The following is an 18,181-nucleotide window of genomic DNA, read 5'->3' as shown; positions in this document are numbered from 1 at the left end:
ATAGAACCCACGGCCCTTCTCAGGGCCGTTTTCTTTTACCGCTCACAGCTCCGGATAAACCTGTTGACCATCGACAAACGTTAATAACGACTCCGTTTGGTGGAATTTGTCTGCCGGAATAGCCATAATATCCTGATTAAGCACCGCAAAATCGGCGAGCTTACCTGCCTGCAAACTTCCCCTCTGCTGTTCTGCAAAAGCTATCCAGGCGGCATTGAGGGTATACATTTTTAATGCATCTTCTCGGCTTAACTGGCACGTATCATGACGTACCGAACCGTCGAGCGTTTTACCTGTTACATGATATTCAATGGCATGCCATACTCCTGCAACGCCAATTCGCGTCGCATCCGTACCACCTACAACGATAACCCCCTGCTCTGATGCGGGTTGATATGAGGCACCGCCTGATTAAGTTCCCATTTTCCTCATCATATTTATCTACCTTATCATGTGATGATCATCTGGAAAGCTGATGCCGCACCGCTACGCTGGCGATTCGCGCGCTGGCTAGCAGACGTTCGAACGAATGCCCGCAACGCGCTTTTCCCGACAGGCCAAGCATTGTGGTACTGACGTAATCAGTCAGGCTGTCAGCCTCTTTAGGATGCCGCTGTGCGATAAAGTCGTGAATTTTATGTTCGGCAGCCGAGTAGAAATTCCGCGCGACCTTCCGCGCCTGCGGATCGTTACTGTGCGTGCCCTCCAGGACCAAACATCCCAGCGCATGCGGATCTGCGGCATAACGTCGCGCCGCCTCTTCAAGCAGATCGGTAAGACATGCAGAAACGGGTTTGTCGGGGCGAAGAATGTCATCAAAAGGGATCGCCTCAGTTTGTACGTAGCGGTCAAGAACACGTTTATAAAGACCGATTTTGTTCCCAAAAGCAGCATAGAAACTGGGGGGCTTGATCGACAACGCCGCGGTGACATCCGCCACGCTAACCGCGTCATAGCCATGTGCGTGAAACAAGGGTTGTACTTTGGCAACGGCCATTTCTGGATCAAAATTACGTGGGCGTCCAGGTGCTCGAGTGCATTTTGTAGTGTTCATTACAAATCCATTGACAGAAAACTGTGCACCTATTATATATCGATCACTACATAATTGTTCAAGGAGTACCTCATGTCTTCTTTTAATGGCAAGTCAGTTCTGGTTCTTGGCGGCAGTCGTGGGATTGGCGCGGCTATCGTGCGCCGTTTTGCCGCGGATGGCGCATCGGTTACCTTTACCTATTCAGGCTCCCCTGACGCTGCCAAAGCGCTTGCTGATGAGACGGGTACCCAGACAGCGCAAACCGATAGCGCCGATCGTAACGCCGTCATCAACCGGGTACGCGAAAGCGGCCCGCTGGACGTGCTGGTAGTTAATGCAGGCATTATTCTGTTTGGTGATGCGCTGGAGCAGGATCCGGATGACGTGGAGCGCCTGTTCCGGATTAACATTCACTCCCCATACTATGCGGCCGTGGAAGCGGCACGACAGATGCCTGACGGCGGACGCATTATCATTATTGGTTCTGTGAATGGCGACCGTATGCCTCTTGCTGGCCTGGCCTCTTATGCGGTGAGCAAATCAGCGCTGCAAGGGCTGGCCCGGGGGCTGGCACGTGATTTTGGACCGCGGGGCATTACGGTAAACGTGGTTCAACCAGGCCCTATTGATACCGATGCCAACCCGGAAGATGGCCCACTGAAAGAGGTGATGCACAGTTTTATGGCGCTAAAACGACATGGCCGTCCAGAGGAAGTTGCGGGAATGGTTGCCTGGCTTGCAGGCCCTGAGGCTGGATTTGTGACGGGGGCAATGCATACAATTGATGGTGCGTTTGGCGCCTGACGCCCACCCTTAACACTTTTCTCAAACAGCAGTCCGAAGAGATATCTCTCCGGACTGCAACACTTTCTTAGTTCTCAGTATCCAGCTCGTCGAAGCTTTTAACCAGGTCATCAATCGCTTTAATCTGGGTCAGGAACTGTTCCAGTTTCGCCAGCGGCAGCGCGGATGGACCGTCGCATTTCGCATTGGCTGGATCCGGATGCGCTTCAATAAACAGACCGGCCAGACCTACTGCCATACCTGCGCGCGCCAGTTCGGTAACCTGCGCACGACGACCGCCGCTTGCTGCGCCAAACGGGTCACGGCATTGCAGCGCATGGGTAACGTCAAAAATCACCGGCGAGTTGCCAGAAACTTTCTTCATCACGCTGAAGCCCAGCATATCCACAACCAGATTGTCATAACCAAAGTTCGCGCCACGGTCGCAAAGAATTACTTTGTCGTTGCCGCCTTCATGGAATTTGTCCACGATATTGCCCATCTGGCCCGGGCTTACGAACTGCGGTTTTTTCACGTTGATAACGGCACCGGTTTTCGCCATCGCTTCCACCAGATCGGTCTGACGAGCGAGGAAGGCCGGCAGCTGAATCACATCCACCACGTCAGCAACAGGCTGAGCCTGGCTGGCTTCGTGAACGTCGGTGATCACTTTTACGCCAAAAGTCTGCTTCAGTTCCTGGAAGATTTTCATCCCTTCTTCAAGGCCCGGTCCACGGTAAGAGTGGATGGAAGAACGGTTGGCTTTATCAAAGGAGGCTTTGAACACGTAAGGGATACCCAGCTTTTGAGTAACGGTTACGTAGTGCTCACAAATGCGCATCGCCAGATCGCGGGATTCCAGCACGTTCATTCCGCCAAACAGCACGAACGGCAGGTCATTTGCCACGTTGATGTCGCCAATGCTAACCACTTTTTGTTTCATAGGATCGCCTTAAACGGTAGGTAAAGTGTCATTAATCAATGCAATACAATTTGCTTGTGCGAAATAGTATTAATCTGCGCACGAATCATTTCGCTGATCGGGTCTTCCGGACACTGTTCAACGAAATAACTTAAATCGGTCAGCGCAACATGTTCACACTCCAGTTGCGCGTAAATTAATCCACGATCGCGTATTTCATACGGATCTTCAGGATTAAACTGTAATAGTGCTTCGCTGGCACGCAGCGCCAGCTCCATTTGCCGCTCTTCCATCAGCGATGATTTCAGCGTGTCGAGCAGCTTACGAATTACTTCTGCATTATCCGCCTCATCCAGGTCTTCGTTAAACAGCTCCGCGACCGGGCTGATATTCCCCTTCAGCCACACTTCCAGCGTGTGCTCATTTAACGTTTCTCCATTGAACGGATTGATTAGCCACATTTCGCCATCGAGCGATTCAATACGCAGGATGAGTTGTGTCGGGAAAATCACCGGCACCAGCGGCAGCTCCAGTCGGTTGGCAATCCACAATAAGATCGCACCCAGGGATACGGCGCTGCCCTGACGATTTTTCAGTACCTGATCAAGCCATAGTGCATCAGAAAGACGATAGACGCCGTGGGTATCCGTAAACCCCCATTCGCCGTAAAAAAGTGCCAGCAGTTTTTCCAGTTGCTCATCCTGAGACAGGAGCTGGCTAATTTCTTCTTGCGCCAGACTGACCAGACGTTCCAGTTCGTCATAGACAGTTTGTGTTGGAAAATCCAGACGGATAGACTCCGACGCCAGGATCATCCCATCACACAATGGCGCTTTATTAAATTCGAAATCAGCTAACGACCTCATGCTTACCCCAGTAACGGTATTTTTGTGGTGGCGAGTTTAATGATGATGTACAGCACCACCAGCGCCAGCGGAAAAGCGATTAATCGCGCCTGCTGACTGCGCGCCCGACGATAATCGAGCGCAATAAAACCCAAAACGATGTAAATGATAACCCCAAACAGCTTTTCAGTCAGCCATGTCCCGTGCTCAGTGAATGGCAGGATGTGCGCTTTAACCATTAACGCTACGCCGCTGAGTAATAAAACGGTATCGACAACCGGCGGCACGATGCGCGTCCAGCGCGCGCAGGCAAGGCGCGAGTCGGTGTAACGCCACCAAAATCGCAGGATCAGCAAACCAACCGAAAGCGCAATGCTGATGAGATGGACGTTGAGTAACACACCGAAGGTACTCATGATGGGATGCGTCCAAGCGTAATTCGCTCGTTGCCGCCATAGTCACGACAGGTTTCAACTGCCACGTAACCCGCACGAGTAAAGGCATCACGGACGGCCTCGCCCTGCTGCCAACCATGTTCCAGCAACAGATAGCCGCCGGGTGTTAACATGCGCTGAGACTGGTCGATGATATGCACGATATCCGCCAGCCCCTGAGCGCCCGCCACCAGCGCCGACAGCGGTTCAAAGCGAACGTCGCCTTGCGCCAGGTGCGGATCCTGTTCGTCGATATACGGCGGATTGCTGACAATCATGTCAAACTGCTGTCCCTGCAATGCGCTGAACCAGTTACTTTGCAGCACGCAAACATTGTCGATGCCCAGTTGCTGCTTGTTGCGAATGGCCAGTGCCACGGCATCGGGCATGCGGTCTACGGCAGTCACTGCACAATCCGGACGCTCGGTTGCCAGCGCCAACGCAATGGCACCCGTGCCGGTTCCCAAATCAAGAATACGACACGCTGAGGCCGGCAGGCGAGCCAGCGCCTGCTCCACCAGACACTCGGTATCCGGACGCGGAATAAGCGTGGCTGGAGACACAAACAGCGGCAGCGACCAGAACTCACGCACGCCGGTTAAGTGTGCCACCGGCTCTCCCCGCTGACGCCGCTCCAGTAGCGTATCAAGCTGTTGACGCTGCGCCTCGGTTAACTCCGTTTCGCCGAAAGCCAGAATAAAGGTGCGCCCTTTGCCAGTAACGAACTCGAGTAAAATCTCGGCGTCACGGCGCGGGCTTTCGCTTGCCTGTAATTGGCTTATCGCTTCACGCAGCCAGTGCTGATAATCCATTAATCCTGCTCGGACAATGCCGCCAGTTGATCGGCCTGGTATTCCTGGACAATCGGCTCAATGAGCATATCCAGTTTGCCTTCCATCGCTTCATCCAGACGGTAGAGCGTCAGGTTAATGCGGTGATCGGTCACACGACCCTGCGGGAAGTTATAGGTACGGTTACGATCGCTGCGATCGCCACTGCCCAACAGGTTGCGGCGTTCAGAGGCTTCCGCCTGTTGACGTCTTGCCACTTCTGCGGCACGAATTCGCGCCCCCAGCACCGACATCGCTTTAGCTTTGTTTTTATGCTGTGAACGTTCGTCCTGGCATTCCACTACGATACCGGTCGGTAAGTGGGTAATACGGATTGCGGAGTCGGTGGTGTTAACGTGCTGACCGCCCGCGCCTGATGAACGGAAGGTGTCAATACGCAGATCGGCCGGGTTGATGTCCGGCAGTTCGGCATCCGGCAGTTCCGGCATAACCGCGACCGTACAGGCCGAGGTATGAATACGCCCCTGCGATTCCGTCGCAGGTACGCGCTGCACGCGATGGCCGCCAGACTCAAACTTCAGTCGCCCGTAAACGCCTTCGCCGCTAATCTTGGCAATGACTTCTTTAAACCCGCCATGCTCGCCTTCGCTGGCGCTCATGATCTCAACCCGCCAGCGACGCGATTCAGCGTAACGGCTGTACATGCGGAACAGATCGCCGGCAAACAGCGCCGCTTCATCACCACCGGTTCCCGCGCGCACTTCGAGGAAGGCGTTACGTTCGTCATCGGGATCTTTAGGTAATAGCAGGACCTGCAGATGCTGTTCCAGCTGCTCACATTTCTCTTTTGCCTCGCGCAGTTCATCCTGCGCCATTTCACGCATTTCAGGATCGTCGAGCATCATCTGAGCCGTCTCGATATCTTCCTGAACCTGTTGCCAGTCCGTAAAACAGCGAGATACATCGCTTAATTGCGCATATTCGCGCGACAGCGCACGAAAGCGATCCTGGTCTGCGATAGTACCCGCATCACCGAGCAGCGCCTGAACTTCTTCATGGCGTTCATGCAGGGCTTCCAGTTTGGCAACGATAGAAGGCTTCATAGGCGTAAATGCACCCTGTAAAAATAAGATTGGTGTGCTGCTACTCCAGCCCGAGGCTGTCGCGCAGAATATTCAGGCGTTCACTATCCCCGTCACGGGCGGCCTGTTGAAGTGATTTGGTTGGTGCATGAATCAGGCGATTGGTCAGTTTCCAGGCCAGATCCTGCATAATGGCTTGCGCATCACCGCCCTGTTGAAGAGCGGCCAACGCTTTGGCGGTCAGTTCATCACGGATCTGTTCTGACTGACTGCGATACTCGCGGATAGTGTCGCTTGCGCCCTGGGCGCGTAGCCAGGCCATAAACTCGCTGGCTTCCTGCTCCACTATCGTTTCGGCTTCCACCGCCGCCGCTTTGCGCTGGGCCAGGTTATGCGAAATGATGCTTTGCAGGTCATCAACGCTGTACAGATAGGCGTTAGACAATTTACCCACTTCCGGCTCGACATCGCGCGGTACGGCGATATCCACCAGCAACATAGGCTGATTGCGGCGGTTTTTAAGCGCACGTTCCACCATTCCTTTGCCGATAATCGGCAGCGGACTGGCGGTAGAACTGATAATGATATCGGCATCCTGTAAACGCGCGTCTATATCACTCAGTGAAATCACCTCGGCGCCGACTTCATCCGCCAGCACCTGCGCACGCTCGCGAGTACGGTTGGCGATGATCATCTTCTTCACTTTGTGCTCGCGCAGATGTCGCGCTACCAGCTCAATGGTTTCGCCCGCACCGACTAACAGCACGGTTACCGTGGAGAGCGATTCAAATATCTGCCGCGCCAGGGTACAGGCGGCAAACGCCACCGACACGGCGCTGGCGCCGATGTCAGTTTCTGTACGTACACGTTTTGCGACAGAGAATGATTTCTGGAACATGCGTTCCAGCGCACTGGCGTTCAGGTGACCTTTTTGCGAATCCGCAAACGCTTTTTTCACCTGCCCAAGAATTTGCGGTTCACCGAGCACCAGTGAATCCAGACCGCTGGCAACACGCATCAAATGACTGACCGCGTCGTTGTCCTGGTGCCAGTACAAGCTGTTGCGCAGATCTTCTTCATTGAGGTTATGGTATTCACACAGCCAGCGAACCAGCGCTTCTTGCAGGTTATCCTGCTCTTCAACGCTGAGATACAGCTCCGTGCGGTTACACGTCGACAGCACTACCCCGCCCTGCACCATCGGCTGCGCGAGCAGGCTGTCCAGCGCCTGATCGAGCGTATCCGGCGAAAACGTTACGCGTTCTCGCAGCGATACAGGTGCCGTTTTATGGTTAATACCAAGCGCTAAAAGGGTCATGTGTGCGGGAATAGTACCAGCGTTGATAAGGTTAGACTGGGTGCATCATACAGGATGCGTGCGGTCAATAAAAGAGACTGACCCCTTTTGGAGTAATAGCTTAGTGCACAAATTTAAGCGATTTAAGATAACTTGAACGTAGACGATGTCTGATGGCGGCGCTAGCATTAAGAGTTATAACTGCAACGTATCTCAAGGATTTGTCATCATTATGACCCTGCCTGATTTTCGCCTGATTCGCCTGCTGCCGCTGGCGGCCCTGGTTCTTACTGCCTGTACGCTCAACGCGCCTAAAGGTCCCGGTAAAAGCCCCGATTCTCCGCAGTGGCGCCAGCACCAACAGGAAGTTCGCGCCCTGAACCAGTATCAGACGCGTGGTGCGTTTGCCTATATTTCCGATCAACAGAAAGTGTATGCCCGCTTTTTCTGGCAGCAAACCGGTCAGGATCGCTATCGTCTCCTGCTGACCAACCCACTGGGCAGCACGGAACTGGAACTTAATGCGCAGCCTGGCAACGTCGAACTGGTCGATAACAAAGGCAAACATTACACCGCCGACGACGCTGAAGAGATGATCGGCAAACTGACCGGCATGCCTATCCCATTAAACAGCCTGCGCCAGTGGATCCTTGGACTGCCAGGTGACGCCACCGATTATAAGCTCGACGACCAATATCGTCTGAGTGAAGTGAACTACAGCAAAGACGGTAAAAACTGGAAAGTGGTCTATAGCGCCTACGACAGCAAAACCCAGCCAGCGATGCCAGCAAACATGGAGCTGTCCGACGGCTCCCAGCGTATTAAGCTGAAAATGGATAACTGGATTGTGAAATGATGACCCATTGGCCCTCTCCAGCAAAACTGAATTTGTTTTTATACATCACCGGACAGCGTGCGGACGGTTACCACACGCTGCAGACCTTATTTCAGTTTCTTGATTATGGCGACACGATAGATATTGCACCGCGTAGCGACGGCGAAATTCACCTGTTAACCCCAGTGGAAGGCGTTGCACATGAAGACAATCTGATCGTCCGTGCGGCACGTTTGCTGATGAAAGCGGCATCTGAAAACAATCGCCTTCCCAAAGGGAGCGGTGCGGACATCAGTATCGACAAACGCCTGCCGATGGGCGGCGGTCTTGGCGGAGGTTCGTCTAATGCGGCAACCGTTCTGGTGGCGCTGAACCATCTCTGGCAGTGCGGACTTTCAGTTGATGAACTGGCGGCACTCGGCTTAACGCTGGGGGCGGATGTTCCCGTATTCGTGCGCGGCCATGCGGCCTTTGCCGAAGGCGTTGGCGAAATTCTGACGCCGGTCGAGCCTGAGGAAAAGTGGTATCTGGTTGCTCATCCGGGAGTCAGTATTCCGACACCGGTGATTTTTAACGATCCCGACCTCCCGCGCAACACGCCAAAAAGGTCAATAAAAACGTTACTAAAATGTGAATTCGGCAATGATTGCGAGGTTATCGCAAGAAAACGTTTTCGCGAGGTTGATGCGGCGCTTTCCTGGCTGTTAGAATACGCGCCGTCGCGCCTGACTGGTACAGGGGCTTGTGTCTTTGCTGAATTTGACACTGAGTCTCGTGCTCGCCAGGTGCTTGAGCAAGCCCCGGAATGGCTCAAAGGCTTTGTGGCGAAAGGCGTCAACCTCTCCCCATTGCACAGAGCGTTACTCTAAATCCTTCGGATTTCAGGAAGATGGCGAAATGACGAATCGCCAGGTGCATACAACTTCAGTATGTAACTGGTGTGAGGAATTGATGCCAGCGCAAATGAAACGCGAAAGATAAAGAGTAAGCCGGGCAAGCTGAGTTGCGGTGACAACGTCACCCTGTTCCAGACGTTGCATCGCGCTCTTTAATACACCGCATGGAGAGGATACTGCCTGGCCCGCACAGTTTTCGGCAGATTCTTTCCACCAATGGACGCATGCCTGAGGTTCTTCTCGTGCCTGATATGAAGCTTTTTGCTGGTAACGCCACCCCGGAACTAGCACAACGTATTGCCAACCGCCTGTACACTTCACTCGGCGACGCCGCTGTAGGTCGCTTTAGCGACGGCGAAGTCAGCGTACAAATTAATGAAAATGTACGCGGTGGTGATATTTTCATCATCCAGTCCACTTGTGCCCCTACTAACGACAACCTGATGGAATTGGTCGTTATGGTTGATGCGCTGCGCCGTGCTTCCGCAGGCCGTATCACCGCCGTTATTCCTTACTTCGGCTATGCACGTCAGGATCGTCGCGTACGTTCCGCTCGTGTACCGATTACCGCTAAAGTCGTCGCTGATTTCCTGTCCAGCGTTGGCGTTGACCGCGTCCTCACCGTTGACCTGCATGCTGAACAGATCCAGGGCTTCTTTGACGTACCGGTTGATAACGTATTCGGTAGCCCGATCCTGTTAGAAGACATGCTGCAGCTGAACCTGGACAACCCGATTGTGGTTTCTCCGGATATCGGTGGCGTCGTGCGTGCCCGCGCTATCGCTAAACTGCTGAACGATACCGACATGGCTATCATCGACAAACGTCGCCCTCGTGCGAACGTTTCTCAGGTGATGCACATTATCGGTGACGTTGCTGGTCGTGACTGTGTTCTGGTTGATGACATGATCGATACCGGCGGTACGCTGTGCAAAGCAGCAGAAGCACTGAAAGAACGTGGTGCTAAACGCGTATTTGCTTACGCCACTCACCCGATCTTCTCAGGTAATGCGGCAAACAACCTGCGCAACTCAGTGATTGATGAAGTCGTTGTCTGTGACACTATTCCACTGACTGACGAAATCAAAGCGCTGCCAAACGTGCGTACATTGACCCTGTCGGGTATGCTGGCCGAAGCGATTCGTCGTATCAGCAACGAAGAATCCATCTCTGCTATGTTCGAGCATTAATCGAGCCCGGCTCAAAAACCCGCTGCGGCGGGTTTTTTTATCTGCAATACTTATTTGTATGACTTATGCCTCCTTCACCTGCCATTTAGTTGACAGATGATGCGCTCATGGATGAAACATTATTGTGAACAGATTATTTTCCTCACATGTGATGCCTTTCCGCGCCCTCATCGACGCTTGTTGGAAAGAAAAATATACTGCCTCTCGCTTTACCCGTGACCTGATCGCCGGGATAACCGTTGGGATCATCGCCATTCCGCTGGCAATGGCCCTGGCAATAGGCAGTGGCGTTGCGCCGCAGTACGGCCTGTATACCTCAGCCGTCGCTGGGATTGTTATCGCCCTTACCGGGGGATCGCGCTTTAGCGTATCTGGCCCAACCGCCGCCTTCGTGGTGATTCTGTATCCGGTGTCGCAACAGTTTGGGCTGGCAGGCCTGCTGGTTGCCACGCTCATGTCCGGGATATTCCTGATCCTTTTCGGCCTCGCTCGTTTTGGCCGCCTGATCGAATATATCCCCGTGTCGGTAACGTTAGGTTTTACATCGGGTATTGGTATCACCATCGGTACCATGCAGATTAAAGATTTTCTTGGCCTGCAGATGGCCCATGTCCCGGAGCACTATCTGCAGAAGGTCGGCGCGCTATTTATGGCCTTGCCGACCATCAACGTTGGCGATGCCGCCATTGGCGTAGTGACGCTGGGGATCCTGATTTTCTGGCCGCGCCTGGGGATCCGACTGCCGGGTCACCTTCCCGCACTGCTGGCAGGCTGCGCGGTAATGGGTATCGTGAACCTGACCGGCGGCCATGTCGCCACCATTGGTTCTCAGTTCCACTACATTCTGGCTGACGGCTCACAGGGTAATGGTATCCCGCAGTTGCTGCCGCAGCTGGTCCTGCCGTGGAATATGCCGGAGTCAAACTTTACCCTGAGCTGGAGCTCGTTACAGGCGCTGTTACCGGCAGCCTTCTCGATGGCGATGCTGGGGGCAATTGAATCTCTGCTGTGCGCCGTCGTACTCGATGGGATGACCGGCACCAAGCATAAAGCTAACAGCGAGTTGATTGGCCAGGGGCTGGGTAACATCGTGGCACCGTTCTTTGGCGGTATCACCGCCACAGCGGCAATTGCCCGCTCTGCGGCAAACGTCCGCGCCGGGGCGACCTCGCCAATCTCTGCGGTTATCCACGCGATTCTGGTGATCCTTGCCCTGCTGGTACTTGCACCGCTGCTTTCCTGGTTACCGCTTTCCGCCATGGCCGCCCTGCTGCTGATGGTGGCATGGAACATGAGTGAAGCGCATAAAGTGGTGGATTTGCTGCGCCATGCACCGAAAGACGACATCATTGTCATGCTGATGTGTATGTCGCTGACGGTACTGTTCGACATGGTTATTGCCATCAGTGTCGGTATCGTTCTCGCCTCTCTGCTGTTTATGCGTCGTATTGCGCGCATGACTCGCCTGGCGCCGGTCAACGTAGACGTACCGGACGATGTACTGGTGCTGCGCGTTATTGGTCCGCTGTTCTTTGCCGCGGCGGAAGGATTATTTACCGATCTCGAGTCACGTATTGAAGGTAAACGCATCGTAGTCTTGAAGTGGGACGCGGTCCCGGTACTGGATGCCGGTGGTCTGGACGCTTTCCAACGCTTTGTAAAACGTCTGCCGGAAGGTTGTGAATTACGCATCAGTAATCTGGAATTCCAGCCGCTACGTACCATGGCGCGCGCGGGCATTCAGCCGATTGCCGGGCGCCTGACGTTCTTCCCGAATAAAGATGCTGCGCTAGCAGATATCCGCTGACGTGTAGCCCGGCCAGGCGAAACGCCGCCGGATTACAAATGACAGACAAAAAAATGGCTCCCGTACGTGGGAGCCATTTTTATAACAAGCTTATTGCTTACGCGTTCAGCAGTTGCTCAGCCGTTGCCTTCACGCTTGCCAGCAGGACTTTAACATCCTCCAGACATACCGTCGGATTGAGCAGCGTTAGCTTCAGGCAGGTGACACCATCTGCTTCGGTCACGCCGACGTTGGCGCGACCTGAAGCCAGAAGAACGTCGCCAATACGCTGGTTCAGCAGCGCGACAAATGCCACGTCGTCACTTTGCGGGCGGAAGCGGAACAGCACGCTTGCCAGCTGCGGCTCCATCACCAGTTCTAGATGCGGCTGGGTTTTGACAAACTCAGCAACATCACGCGCCAGCGTCACACCGTTATCAATGATCTCGGCATACTGCTTTTTGCCCAGCGCTTCGAGGCCCATCCACAGCTTCAGCGCATCGAAACGACGCGTGGTCTGCAGCGACTTCGATACCAGGTTTGGTACGCCAGCCTCTTCATCGAAATCAGAGTTCAGGTACGCCGCCTGGTAACGCATCAGCTCGTAGTTGCGCGCATCTTTTAACAGGAACGCACCGCAGCTGATGGTCTGGAAGAACTGCTTGTGGAAATCCAGCGTCACGGAATCTGCCAGTTCAAGGCCGTTCAGGAAGTCACGGTACTTATCAGAAAGCAGTAACGCCCCGCCCCATGCCGCATCCACGTGCATCCAGATCTGATGTTCTGCAGCCAGCGCTGCAATATCCGCTAACGGATCGATTGCGCCCGCATCGGTAGTACCGGCAGTGGCGACGATTGCCATCACCTGCTCACCGTTGGCTTTCGCCCGGGCCAGCTTGTCTTTCAGGTCAGCCAGATCCATGCGTGAAAACGCATCGGTCTTCACCTGGGTGACGGAACGGTAGCCCAGCCCCATCAGCGCCATGTTCTTCTGCACGGAGAAGTGCGCGCTTTCAGAGCAGAATACTTTGATTTTACTCAGATCACCGGTCAGACCATCCTGCTGAATGGAGTGCCCCTGGCGAGCGAAGAAAGCATCACGCGCCAGCATCAGGCCCATCAGGTTACTCTGCGTACCGCCGCTGGTGAATACGCCCGCATCGCCTGTCGGGTATCCAACCTGCTCACGCAACCACTCGATCAGCTTGATCTCAATGATGGTGGCCGACGGGCTCTGGTCCCAGGAGTCCATACTCTGGTTGGTGGCGTTGATCAGCACTTCCGCCGCCTGGCTAATTACCAGGCTCGGGCAGTGCAGATGCGCCACGCACTGCGCATGGTGAACCAACAAGCTGTCTTTGAGAAAGTATTCAACCGCACGCTCAATAGCGGCCTGGTTGCCCAGGCCCTGAGACGTAAAATTCAGGTTGATACGTTCACGCAGTTGCTCAACGGTTTTACCCTGATACATCTCAGGCTGCTTCAACCATTCAACGACCGCTTGCGTACTCTGCTCGATAGCGTCCTGATAAGCTGCAATGCTTTGCGCCGAGCCGGACAGAATCGGGTTTACGTCTGACATTCGATCCAACTCCGTTTAAACCGGCTTCACGCCAGCGCCCAGCAGGGCGTTTTCGAATTTATCGAGGAAGATTTCCAGCTCAGCGTTGGTGATCAGCAGTGACGGCAGCAGGCGCAGCACGCACCCGTTGCGGCCACCACGCTCCAGAATCAGCCCATTTTCGAAGCATTTTTTCTGCAGCAACGCGGACAGCTCGCCATCGGCCGGGTAGCAGCCCATGTGATCCTGTGCTTCGTTCGGCTTCACGATTTCCAGGCCGATCATCAGACCCAGACCGCGCACCTGGCCAATAACCGGGTAGCGTTTCTGCAGGTCAGCCAGTTTGCCTTTCAGCCACTCGCCCTGGGCAGCAACTTTATCGGCAATCTTGTCATCTTTGAGGATCTTCAGCGTTGTCAGACCGGTCGCCATCGCCAACTGGTTGCCGCGGAAAGTACCAGTGTGGTGGCCCGGAGCCCACGCATCGAACTGCTTTTTAATGCCCAGCACCGCCAGTGGCAGACCGCCGCCAACCGCTTTGGACATCACGATGATATCTGGCTCAATACCGGCATGTTCGAAGGCGAACAGTTTACCGGTACGTGCAAAGCCCGCCTGAACTTCATCGATGATCAACAGAATGCCATGTTCCTGCGTCACTTTACGAATGCGTTGCAGCCACTCGACCGGAGCCGGATTCACGCCACCTTCACCCTGCACCGCTTCAAGGATCACGGCAGCCGGTTTACGCACGCCGCTTTCAACGTCGTTGATCAGGTTTTCGAAGTAGTAGGTTAATGCTTTAACGCCAGCGTCGCCGCCGATACCCAGCGGGCAACGGTATTGATGCGGATACGGCATAAACTGCACTTCCGCCATCATGTTGCTGACCGCTTCTTTCGGCGACAGGTTGCCGGTCACGGACAGCGCGCCGTGGGTCATCCCGTGGTAGCCACCGGAGAAACTGATGATGCTGGAACGGCCGGTGACTTTCTTCGCCAGCTTCAGCGCCGCTTCAACAGCATCAGCGCCGGACGGACCGGTGAACTGCAGGCAATATTCTTTGCCCTGACCCGGTAATAAAGAAAGTAAATATGATGAGAATTCATCTTTTAACGGCGTGGTAAGGTCAAGCGTATGTAACGGTAAGCCGCTTGTGACGACACTTTGAATGCTCTGCAGCACTTCAGGATGGTTATGACCAAGCGCCAGGGTTCCGGCACCTGCCAGGCAATCAAGATATTGATTATTTTCTACATCAGTAATCCAGACGCCCTGCGCTTTAGCGATCGCTAATGGCAGTTTACGTGGATAGCTGCGGACATTAGATTCAAACTCAGCCTGTCTTGCTAAAAAGGTATCATTGCTCTGCGGTAATGAATTAGCACTTAAAGTATCAATACGGACTTTATCCGTCATCATATCACTCCTACAACCAGGTGTAGATTAACGCCTGATTGAATAAATGGTTATAAGGATTACCTGTAAAAAAGCGCGGCTAATATATGTTGTTTTAGCTTAGGACTCAATCATTTATTTTTCGGCATTAAAAATAACAACCTTTTCCTTTAAATTCAAAGCGTAACAACTATTTACCACTACTAAATCCTAAAGAAATATATCTATTTAATTAACAATGTTGTAGCTAATTGCAACGCAGACAATCTAATAAAAACCATGGGATTTTCGTGTTTTTATTATTTTTTTACACGTTTTTACCATTAATGATGCTCTCGATATCTTGTGATGACATGATTTTTCACTTATTTGTCGATAAATCGAATAAAAAAGTCGATCCCTAAATATAAATCACTTAGTATGGCGCGCTTATTTGCAGGCTATGTAGATAAAATTAATGCGCAGCACCCGATAACGTGTACAGGCGACACGCGTTATCGACAACAGGTATTCCCTGGGTTGTCAGCAGAAATGTTCGCGGGCGGACATTTCGTAAGGCGAACGTCGTTCCCTTATGCCGAGAATGAAAATTTTCTAGCCATACTTTTATGGCGCCCTGATATGAGATTGTTATGACTCGCATTTATCCACCATCCGTCGTTGCCAAATTTGGCGGCACCAGCGTCGCTGATTTTGATGCGATGAACCGCAGCGCCAGCATTGTCCTTGCTGATCAAGATGTCCGTTTAGTCGTTTTGTCTGCTTCAGCAGGCGTGACAAACTTACTGGTTGAGCTTTCTGAAGGTCTGGAAACACATCAACAATTAGATAAGATTGAGACTTTACGCGCCATCCAATACAACATTATTTCCCGCCTGAAGCAGCCGTCCGTTATCAGCACGGAAATTGATAATCTTCTAAACAATATACGTCGACTTGCACAAACGGCGATGGTTTCGCCGTCTGATGCGTTAAGCGATGAATTAGTCAGCCATGGCGAGCTGATGTCCTCGCTACTTTTTACTGAAGTCTTACGTGAACGGCATGCCGAGGCCGGGTGGTTTGACGCCCGCAGCGTGATGCGTACTAACTCGAACTTCGGCTGTGCCGAACCTGAGCTTGGCACACTGCACCACCAAGTGGAGACTCACCTGCGCCCTCGTCTTGAGCAAGCGATTATGGTGACTCAGGGATTTATCGGGCGTGATGCCGCAGGGCACACCACTACGCTTGGGCGCGGCGGTAGTGATTACACGGCTACGCTTCTCGGTGAGGCGCTTCACGCCACACGCGTTGACATCTGGACCGACGTCGCAGGGATCTACACCACCGACCCACGCATTGCGCCGCGGGCCAAACGAATCGACCATATCTCATTTTCCGAGGCCAGCGATATGGCCGCCTACGGTGCGAAGGTTCTCCACCCGGCGACACTGCTCCCGGCAATGCGTAAAAGCATTCCGGTCTTTGTTGGCTCAAGTAAGGATACTGCCGCCGGAGGTACGCTGGTGCACAACACCACCGATAATCCACCTCGCTATCGTGCGCTCGCCGTGCGTCGTAAACAGACGCTGTTGCGGTTACACAGCCTGGAGGCGCAACCTTCCTGTTCTTTCCTGGCGCAGTCCTTCACCATTTTAGCTCGCCATGCAGTCACAGTGGATTTGGTTACAACCTCAGAGAATAGTATTGCGCTGGCGCTGGACGCCACTCATGCAACCTCAGGTGAAGACCATGTGCTGACCACCGCATTGTTTACCGCATTATCCTCCCACTGTCGTGTGGAAGTGGAAACCGGGCTGGCGCTGGTCACTTTGGTGGGGAATCAACTCACACAGGCTGCGGGAGTTTGCAAAGACGTTTTTGCCTGGCTTGAAGAGCATACGGTACGAATGATTTGCCATGGGGCGTCAAACGACAACCTGAGCATCCTGTTGCCGGCTGACAATGCAGACAGCGCGATCAAAGCGTTACATTATCGGTTATTCGAATAACGCTTCTTTGTAGTATGCCACCAAGGGTAGAAGTCGTTTAATCCAGTACTGACGAACAAGCAGAGCCCTGGTTTTTAAACCAGGACTTTGTGTTCAAACAACTGCACTCCGAGTTGGGAGAGCTATTTAGTTATGCCGATGATTGGTATCACCGCGACGGCAGCGTTTGTCATAGTGGCGCACCCACCAGTAACGATCGCTGATTTGTTCGTGCCCCCCCACTCTGGCACCCGCCAACCAGAGGACACCACCAACAAAAATACTGAGCACGGCACCATGTGCGAAAAACTGTGGCAGATTAAATTGCGGCAGTTGGTTTAAAATAGAGTAACCAACACCACCCACCATCACCACCAACCCTAAAGCCATGAGCACGTTACCGAGTAACGAAGCGTTTTTGCGTTTCATGTGTCACCTCCGGAACTTTGGGTTGTTACAGGGAATACCCCTAATCCTTATGTGTAAAGTATAGACAACACTGCCGTTCGCAAGTGCGGGAGCGATCACAATTACAAACACTCATGCAACAAAACTTTACAAATAAGCCACTGAACACACTCATTTTCTAATAGTCCATTTGTGCAATTATTCAGCTTTTGGCGATAAGCTCGCAGTTTTTTGTCAACAGCAGCGTCAGACAGTAAACTACACGTCGTTTATCGAAACACTCAGGACAAAACACGTGGCGATTAAATTGATTGTCGGCCTGGCGAACCCCGGCGCAGAGTATGCGGCAACGCGACACAATGCAGGCGCATGGTATGTCGATCTACTGGCAGAAAGATTACGCGCTCCCCTGCGCGATGAGCCGAAATTCTTCGGCTACACCTCCAGAGTTACTCTTGAAGGTGAAGACGTCCGTCTGCTGGTGCCAACCACATTTATGAATCTGAGCGGCAAGGCTGTCGGTGCGATGGCCAGTTTTTATCGTATTAACCCCGATGAAATTTTGGTCGCACACGATGAGTTAGACCTGCCCCCTGGCGTGGCCAAATTTAAGCTTGGCGGCGGTCATGGCGGACATAATGGCCTGAAAGACATCATTAGCAAGTTAGGTAATAACCCCAACTTTCATCGTTTACGCGTTGGAATTGGCCATCCGGGCGATAAAAACAAAGTTGTCGGATTTGTTTTAGGCAAACCGCCTGTTTCAGAACAGAAGTTAATTGATGAAGCAATTGACGAAGCGGCACGTTGTACCGAGATATTGTTCAAAGACGGCCTGACCAAAGCGACGAGCCGGTTACACACCTTTAAAGCGCAATAAGCAGCGATGTGCGGCATTTTTCTCGCGTGCTGTGTATAATAGGCAAAGTTATATACATTTCTAC

18 protein-coding genes are annotated in these 18,181 nt (G+C 53.0%); 7 read left to right on the top strand and 11 right to left on the bottom strand.

Annotation, left to right across the window (positions count from 1 at the left end; translation table 11 throughout):
• Window positions 1–42: 42 nt before the first annotated feature.
• Window positions 43–339, bottom strand: a complete 297-nt coding sequence (locus OGY67_RS04100) for an amidohydrolase family protein (RefSeq protein WP_234692175.1) — start codon at window positions 337–339, stop codon at window positions 43–45.
• Between the two features lie 121 nt (window positions 340–460).
• Window positions 461–1,054 (bottom strand): TetR/AcrR family transcriptional regulator, encoded by a 594-nt coding sequence (locus OGY67_RS04095; RefSeq protein ID WP_267456436.1) that lies wholly within the window; start codon window positions 1,052–1,054, stop codon window positions 461–463.
• Window positions 1,055–1,126: 72 nt separating this feature from the next.
• Between OGY67_RS04095 and bdcA the strand changes: the two genes are divergently transcribed.
• Window positions 1,127–1,840, top strand: a complete 714-nt coding sequence (bdcA, locus tag OGY67_RS04090; RefSeq protein ID WP_048216243.1) for an SDR family oxidoreductase — start codon at window positions 1,127–1,129, stop codon at window positions 1,838–1,840.
• A gap of 67 nt (window positions 1,841–1,907) precedes the next feature.
• Here bdcA and kdsA read toward each other — a convergent pair whose 3' ends face one another.
• Genes kdsA through hemA form a run of 6 tightly spaced genes read right to left on the bottom strand, consistent with a single transcriptional unit; the run spans window position 1,908 to window position 7,211 of the window.
• Complete coding sequence (gene kdsA, locus OGY67_RS04085; protein WP_003020772.1) at window positions 1,908–2,762, bottom strand: 3-deoxy-8-phosphooctulonate synthase; 855 nt, start codon at window positions 2,760–2,762, stop codon at window positions 1,908–1,910.
• A gap of 35 nt (window positions 2,763–2,797) precedes the next feature.
• Window positions 2,798–3,607 carry an invasion regulator SirB1 gene (gene sirB1 / locus OGY67_RS04080; protein ID WP_003020775.1) on the bottom strand — a complete coding sequence of 270 codons (810 nt, stop codon included), beginning with the start codon at window positions 3,605–3,607 and terminating at the stop codon, window positions 2,798–2,800.
• A 2-nt stretch (window positions 3,608–3,609) separates the two neighbouring features.
• Window positions 3,610–4,002, bottom strand: a complete 393-nt coding sequence (gene sirB2, locus OGY67_RS04075; protein ID WP_071446252.1) for an invasion regulator SirB2 — start codon at window positions 4,000–4,002, stop codon at window positions 3,610–3,612.
• Window positions 3,999–4,832 (bottom strand): peptide chain release factor N(5)-glutamine methyltransferase, encoded by an 834-nt coding sequence (prmC, locus tag OGY67_RS04070; RefSeq protein ID WP_071446250.1) that lies wholly within the window; start codon window positions 4,830–4,832, stop codon window positions 3,999–4,001. The genes sirB2 and prmC overlap by 4 nt, the downstream gene beginning before the upstream one ends.
• A complete protein-coding gene (gene prfA, locus OGY67_RS04065) occupies window positions 4,832–5,914 on the bottom strand; it encodes a peptide chain release factor 1 (protein WP_003020786.1) in 1,083 nt (360 codons plus the stop codon). The genes prmC and prfA overlap by 1 nt, the downstream gene beginning before the upstream one ends.
• Before the next feature lie 40 nt (window positions 5,915–5,954).
• Entirely contained in the window at window positions 5,955–7,211 is a 1,257-nt protein-coding gene (hemA, locus tag OGY67_RS04060; protein WP_003833420.1) for a glutamyl-tRNA reductase, read from the bottom strand.
• 211 nt (window positions 7,212–7,422) lie between these two features.
• Here hemA and lolB point away from each other — a divergent pair, with 211 nt between their 5' ends.
• From lolB to dauA, 4 genes are all read left to right on the top strand, one after another.
• Window positions 7,423–8,046, top strand: coding sequence for a lipoprotein insertase outer membrane protein LolB (gene lolB / locus OGY67_RS04055; protein ID WP_003833422.1), 624 nt, complete (start codon window positions 7,423–7,425; stop codon window positions 8,044–8,046).
• A complete protein-coding gene (ispE, locus tag OGY67_RS04050; RefSeq protein WP_218659191.1) occupies window positions 8,043–8,894 on the top strand; it encodes a 4-(cytidine 5'-diphospho)-2-C-methyl-D-erythritol kinase in 852 nt (283 codons plus the stop codon). The genes lolB and ispE overlap by 4 nt, the downstream gene beginning before the upstream one ends.
• Before the next feature lie 269 nt (window positions 8,895–9,163).
• Window positions 9,164–10,111 carry a ribose-phosphate diphosphokinase gene (gene prs / locus OGY67_RS04045; protein WP_001518537.1) on the top strand — a complete coding sequence of 316 codons (948 nt, stop codon included), beginning with the start codon at window positions 9,164–9,166 and terminating at the stop codon, window positions 10,109–10,111.
• Window positions 10,112–10,235: 124 nt separating this feature from the next.
• Complete coding sequence (gene dauA, locus OGY67_RS04040; RefSeq protein WP_008784981.1) at window positions 10,236–11,918, top strand: C4-dicarboxylic acid transporter DauA; 1,683 nt, start codon at window positions 10,236–10,238, stop codon at window positions 11,916–11,918.
• A gap of 97 nt (window positions 11,919–12,015) precedes the next feature.
• On the opposite strand, the gene OGY67_RS04035 is transcribed toward dauA, so the two are convergent.
• Both OGY67_RS04035 and OGY67_RS04030 read right to left on the bottom strand, forming a co-directional pair.
• Window positions 12,016–13,479: a pyridoxal phosphate-dependent decarboxylase family protein gene (locus tag OGY67_RS04035; protein ID WP_286573531.1), complete on the bottom strand. Its 1,464-nt coding sequence runs from the start codon at window positions 13,477–13,479 to the stop codon at window positions 12,016–12,018.
• A 15-nt stretch (window positions 13,480–13,494) separates the two neighbouring features.
• Window positions 13,495–14,880, bottom strand: coding sequence for a diaminobutyrate--2-oxoglutarate transaminase (locus OGY67_RS04030; RefSeq protein ID WP_286573529.1), 1,386 nt, complete (start codon window positions 14,878–14,880; stop codon window positions 13,495–13,497).
• Window positions 14,881–15,488: 608 nt separating this feature from the next.
• Here OGY67_RS04030 and lysC point away from each other — a divergent pair.
• Entirely contained in the window at window positions 15,489–16,850 is a 1,362-nt protein-coding gene (gene lysC / locus OGY67_RS04025) for a lysine-sensitive aspartokinase 3 (RefSeq protein ID WP_008784984.1), read from the top strand.
• A gap of 126 nt (window positions 16,851–16,976) precedes the next feature.
• Here the strand turns inward: lysC and ychH are convergent, their stop codons facing one another.
• On the bottom strand, window positions 16,977–17,258 hold the full coding sequence (ychH, locus tag OGY67_RS04020; RefSeq protein ID WP_003833480.1) for a stress-induced protein YchH: 282 nt from the start codon (window positions 17,256–17,258) through the stop codon (window positions 16,977–16,979).
• Window positions 17,259–17,532: 274 nt separating this feature from the next.
• On the opposite strand from ychH, the gene pth reads away from it, so the two are divergent.
• The gene (pth, locus tag OGY67_RS04015; RefSeq protein WP_003020814.1) at window positions 17,533–18,117 is read left to right on the top strand and encodes an aminoacyl-tRNA hydrolase; all 585 of its coding nucleotides are present in this window, start codon (window positions 17,533–17,535) and stop codon (window positions 18,115–18,117) included.
• Window positions 18,118–18,181: the final 64 nt, after the last annotated feature.

The organism is Citrobacter sp. Cpo015, from assembly GCF_030333035.1.
Taxonomy (GTDB): Bacteria; Pseudomonadota; Gammaproteobacteria; order Enterobacterales; family Enterobacteriaceae; genus Citrobacter; species Citrobacter portucalensis.
This window is presented reverse-complemented; position numbering and strand designations above follow the sequence as displayed.

Bases quoted from the DNA above. Each gene is read 5' to 3' on its own strand.
- OGY67_RS04095 (WP_267456436.1), bottom strand. From the start codon at position 1,054: ATGAACACTACAAAATGCACTCGAGCACCTGGACGCCCACGTAATTTT.
- bdcA (WP_048216243.1), top strand. From the start codon at position 1,127: ATGTCTTCTTTTAATGGCAAGTCAGTTCTGGTTCTTGGCGGCAGTCGT.
- kdsA (WP_003020772.1), bottom strand. From the start codon at position 2,762: ATGAAACAAAAAGTGGTTAGCATTGGCGACATCAACGTGGCAAATGAC.
- sirB1 (WP_003020775.1), bottom strand. From the start codon at position 3,607: ATGAGGTCGTTAGCTGATTTCGAATTTAATAAAGCGCCATTGTGTGAT.
- sirB2 (WP_071446252.1), bottom strand. From the start codon at position 4,002: ATGAGTACCTTCGGTGTGTTACTCAACGTCCATCTCATCAGCATTGCG.
- prmC (WP_071446250.1), bottom strand. From the start codon at position 4,832: ATGGATTATCAGCACTGGCTGCGTGAAGCGATAAGCCAATTACAGGCA.
- prfA (WP_003020786.1), bottom strand. From the start codon at position 5,914: ATGAAGCCTTCTATCGTTGCCAAACTGGAAGCCCTGCATGAACGCCAT.
- hemA (WP_003833420.1), bottom strand. From the start codon at position 7,211: ATGACCCTTTTAGCGCTTGGTATTAACCATAAAACGGCACCTGTATCG.
- lolB (WP_003833422.1), top strand. From the start codon at position 7,423: ATGACCCTGCCTGATTTTCGCCTGATTCGCCTGCTGCCGCTGGCGGCC.
- ispE (WP_218659191.1), top strand. From the start codon at position 8,043: ATGATGACCCATTGGCCCTCTCCAGCAAAACTGAATTTGTTTTTATAC.
- OGY67_RS04035 (WP_286573531.1), bottom strand. From the start codon at position 13,479: ATGTCAGACGTAAACCCGATTCTGTCCGGCTCGGCGCAAAGCATTGCA.
- OGY67_RS04030 (WP_286573529.1), bottom strand. From the start codon at position 14,880: ATGATGACGGATAAAGTCCGTATTGATACTTTAAGTGCTAATTCATTA.
- lysC (WP_008784984.1), top strand. From the start codon at position 15,489: ATGACTCGCATTTATCCACCATCCGTCGTTGCCAAATTTGGCGGCACC.
- ychH (WP_003833480.1), bottom strand. From the start codon at position 17,258: ATGAAACGCAAAAACGCTTCGTTACTCGGTAACGTGCTCATGGCTTTA.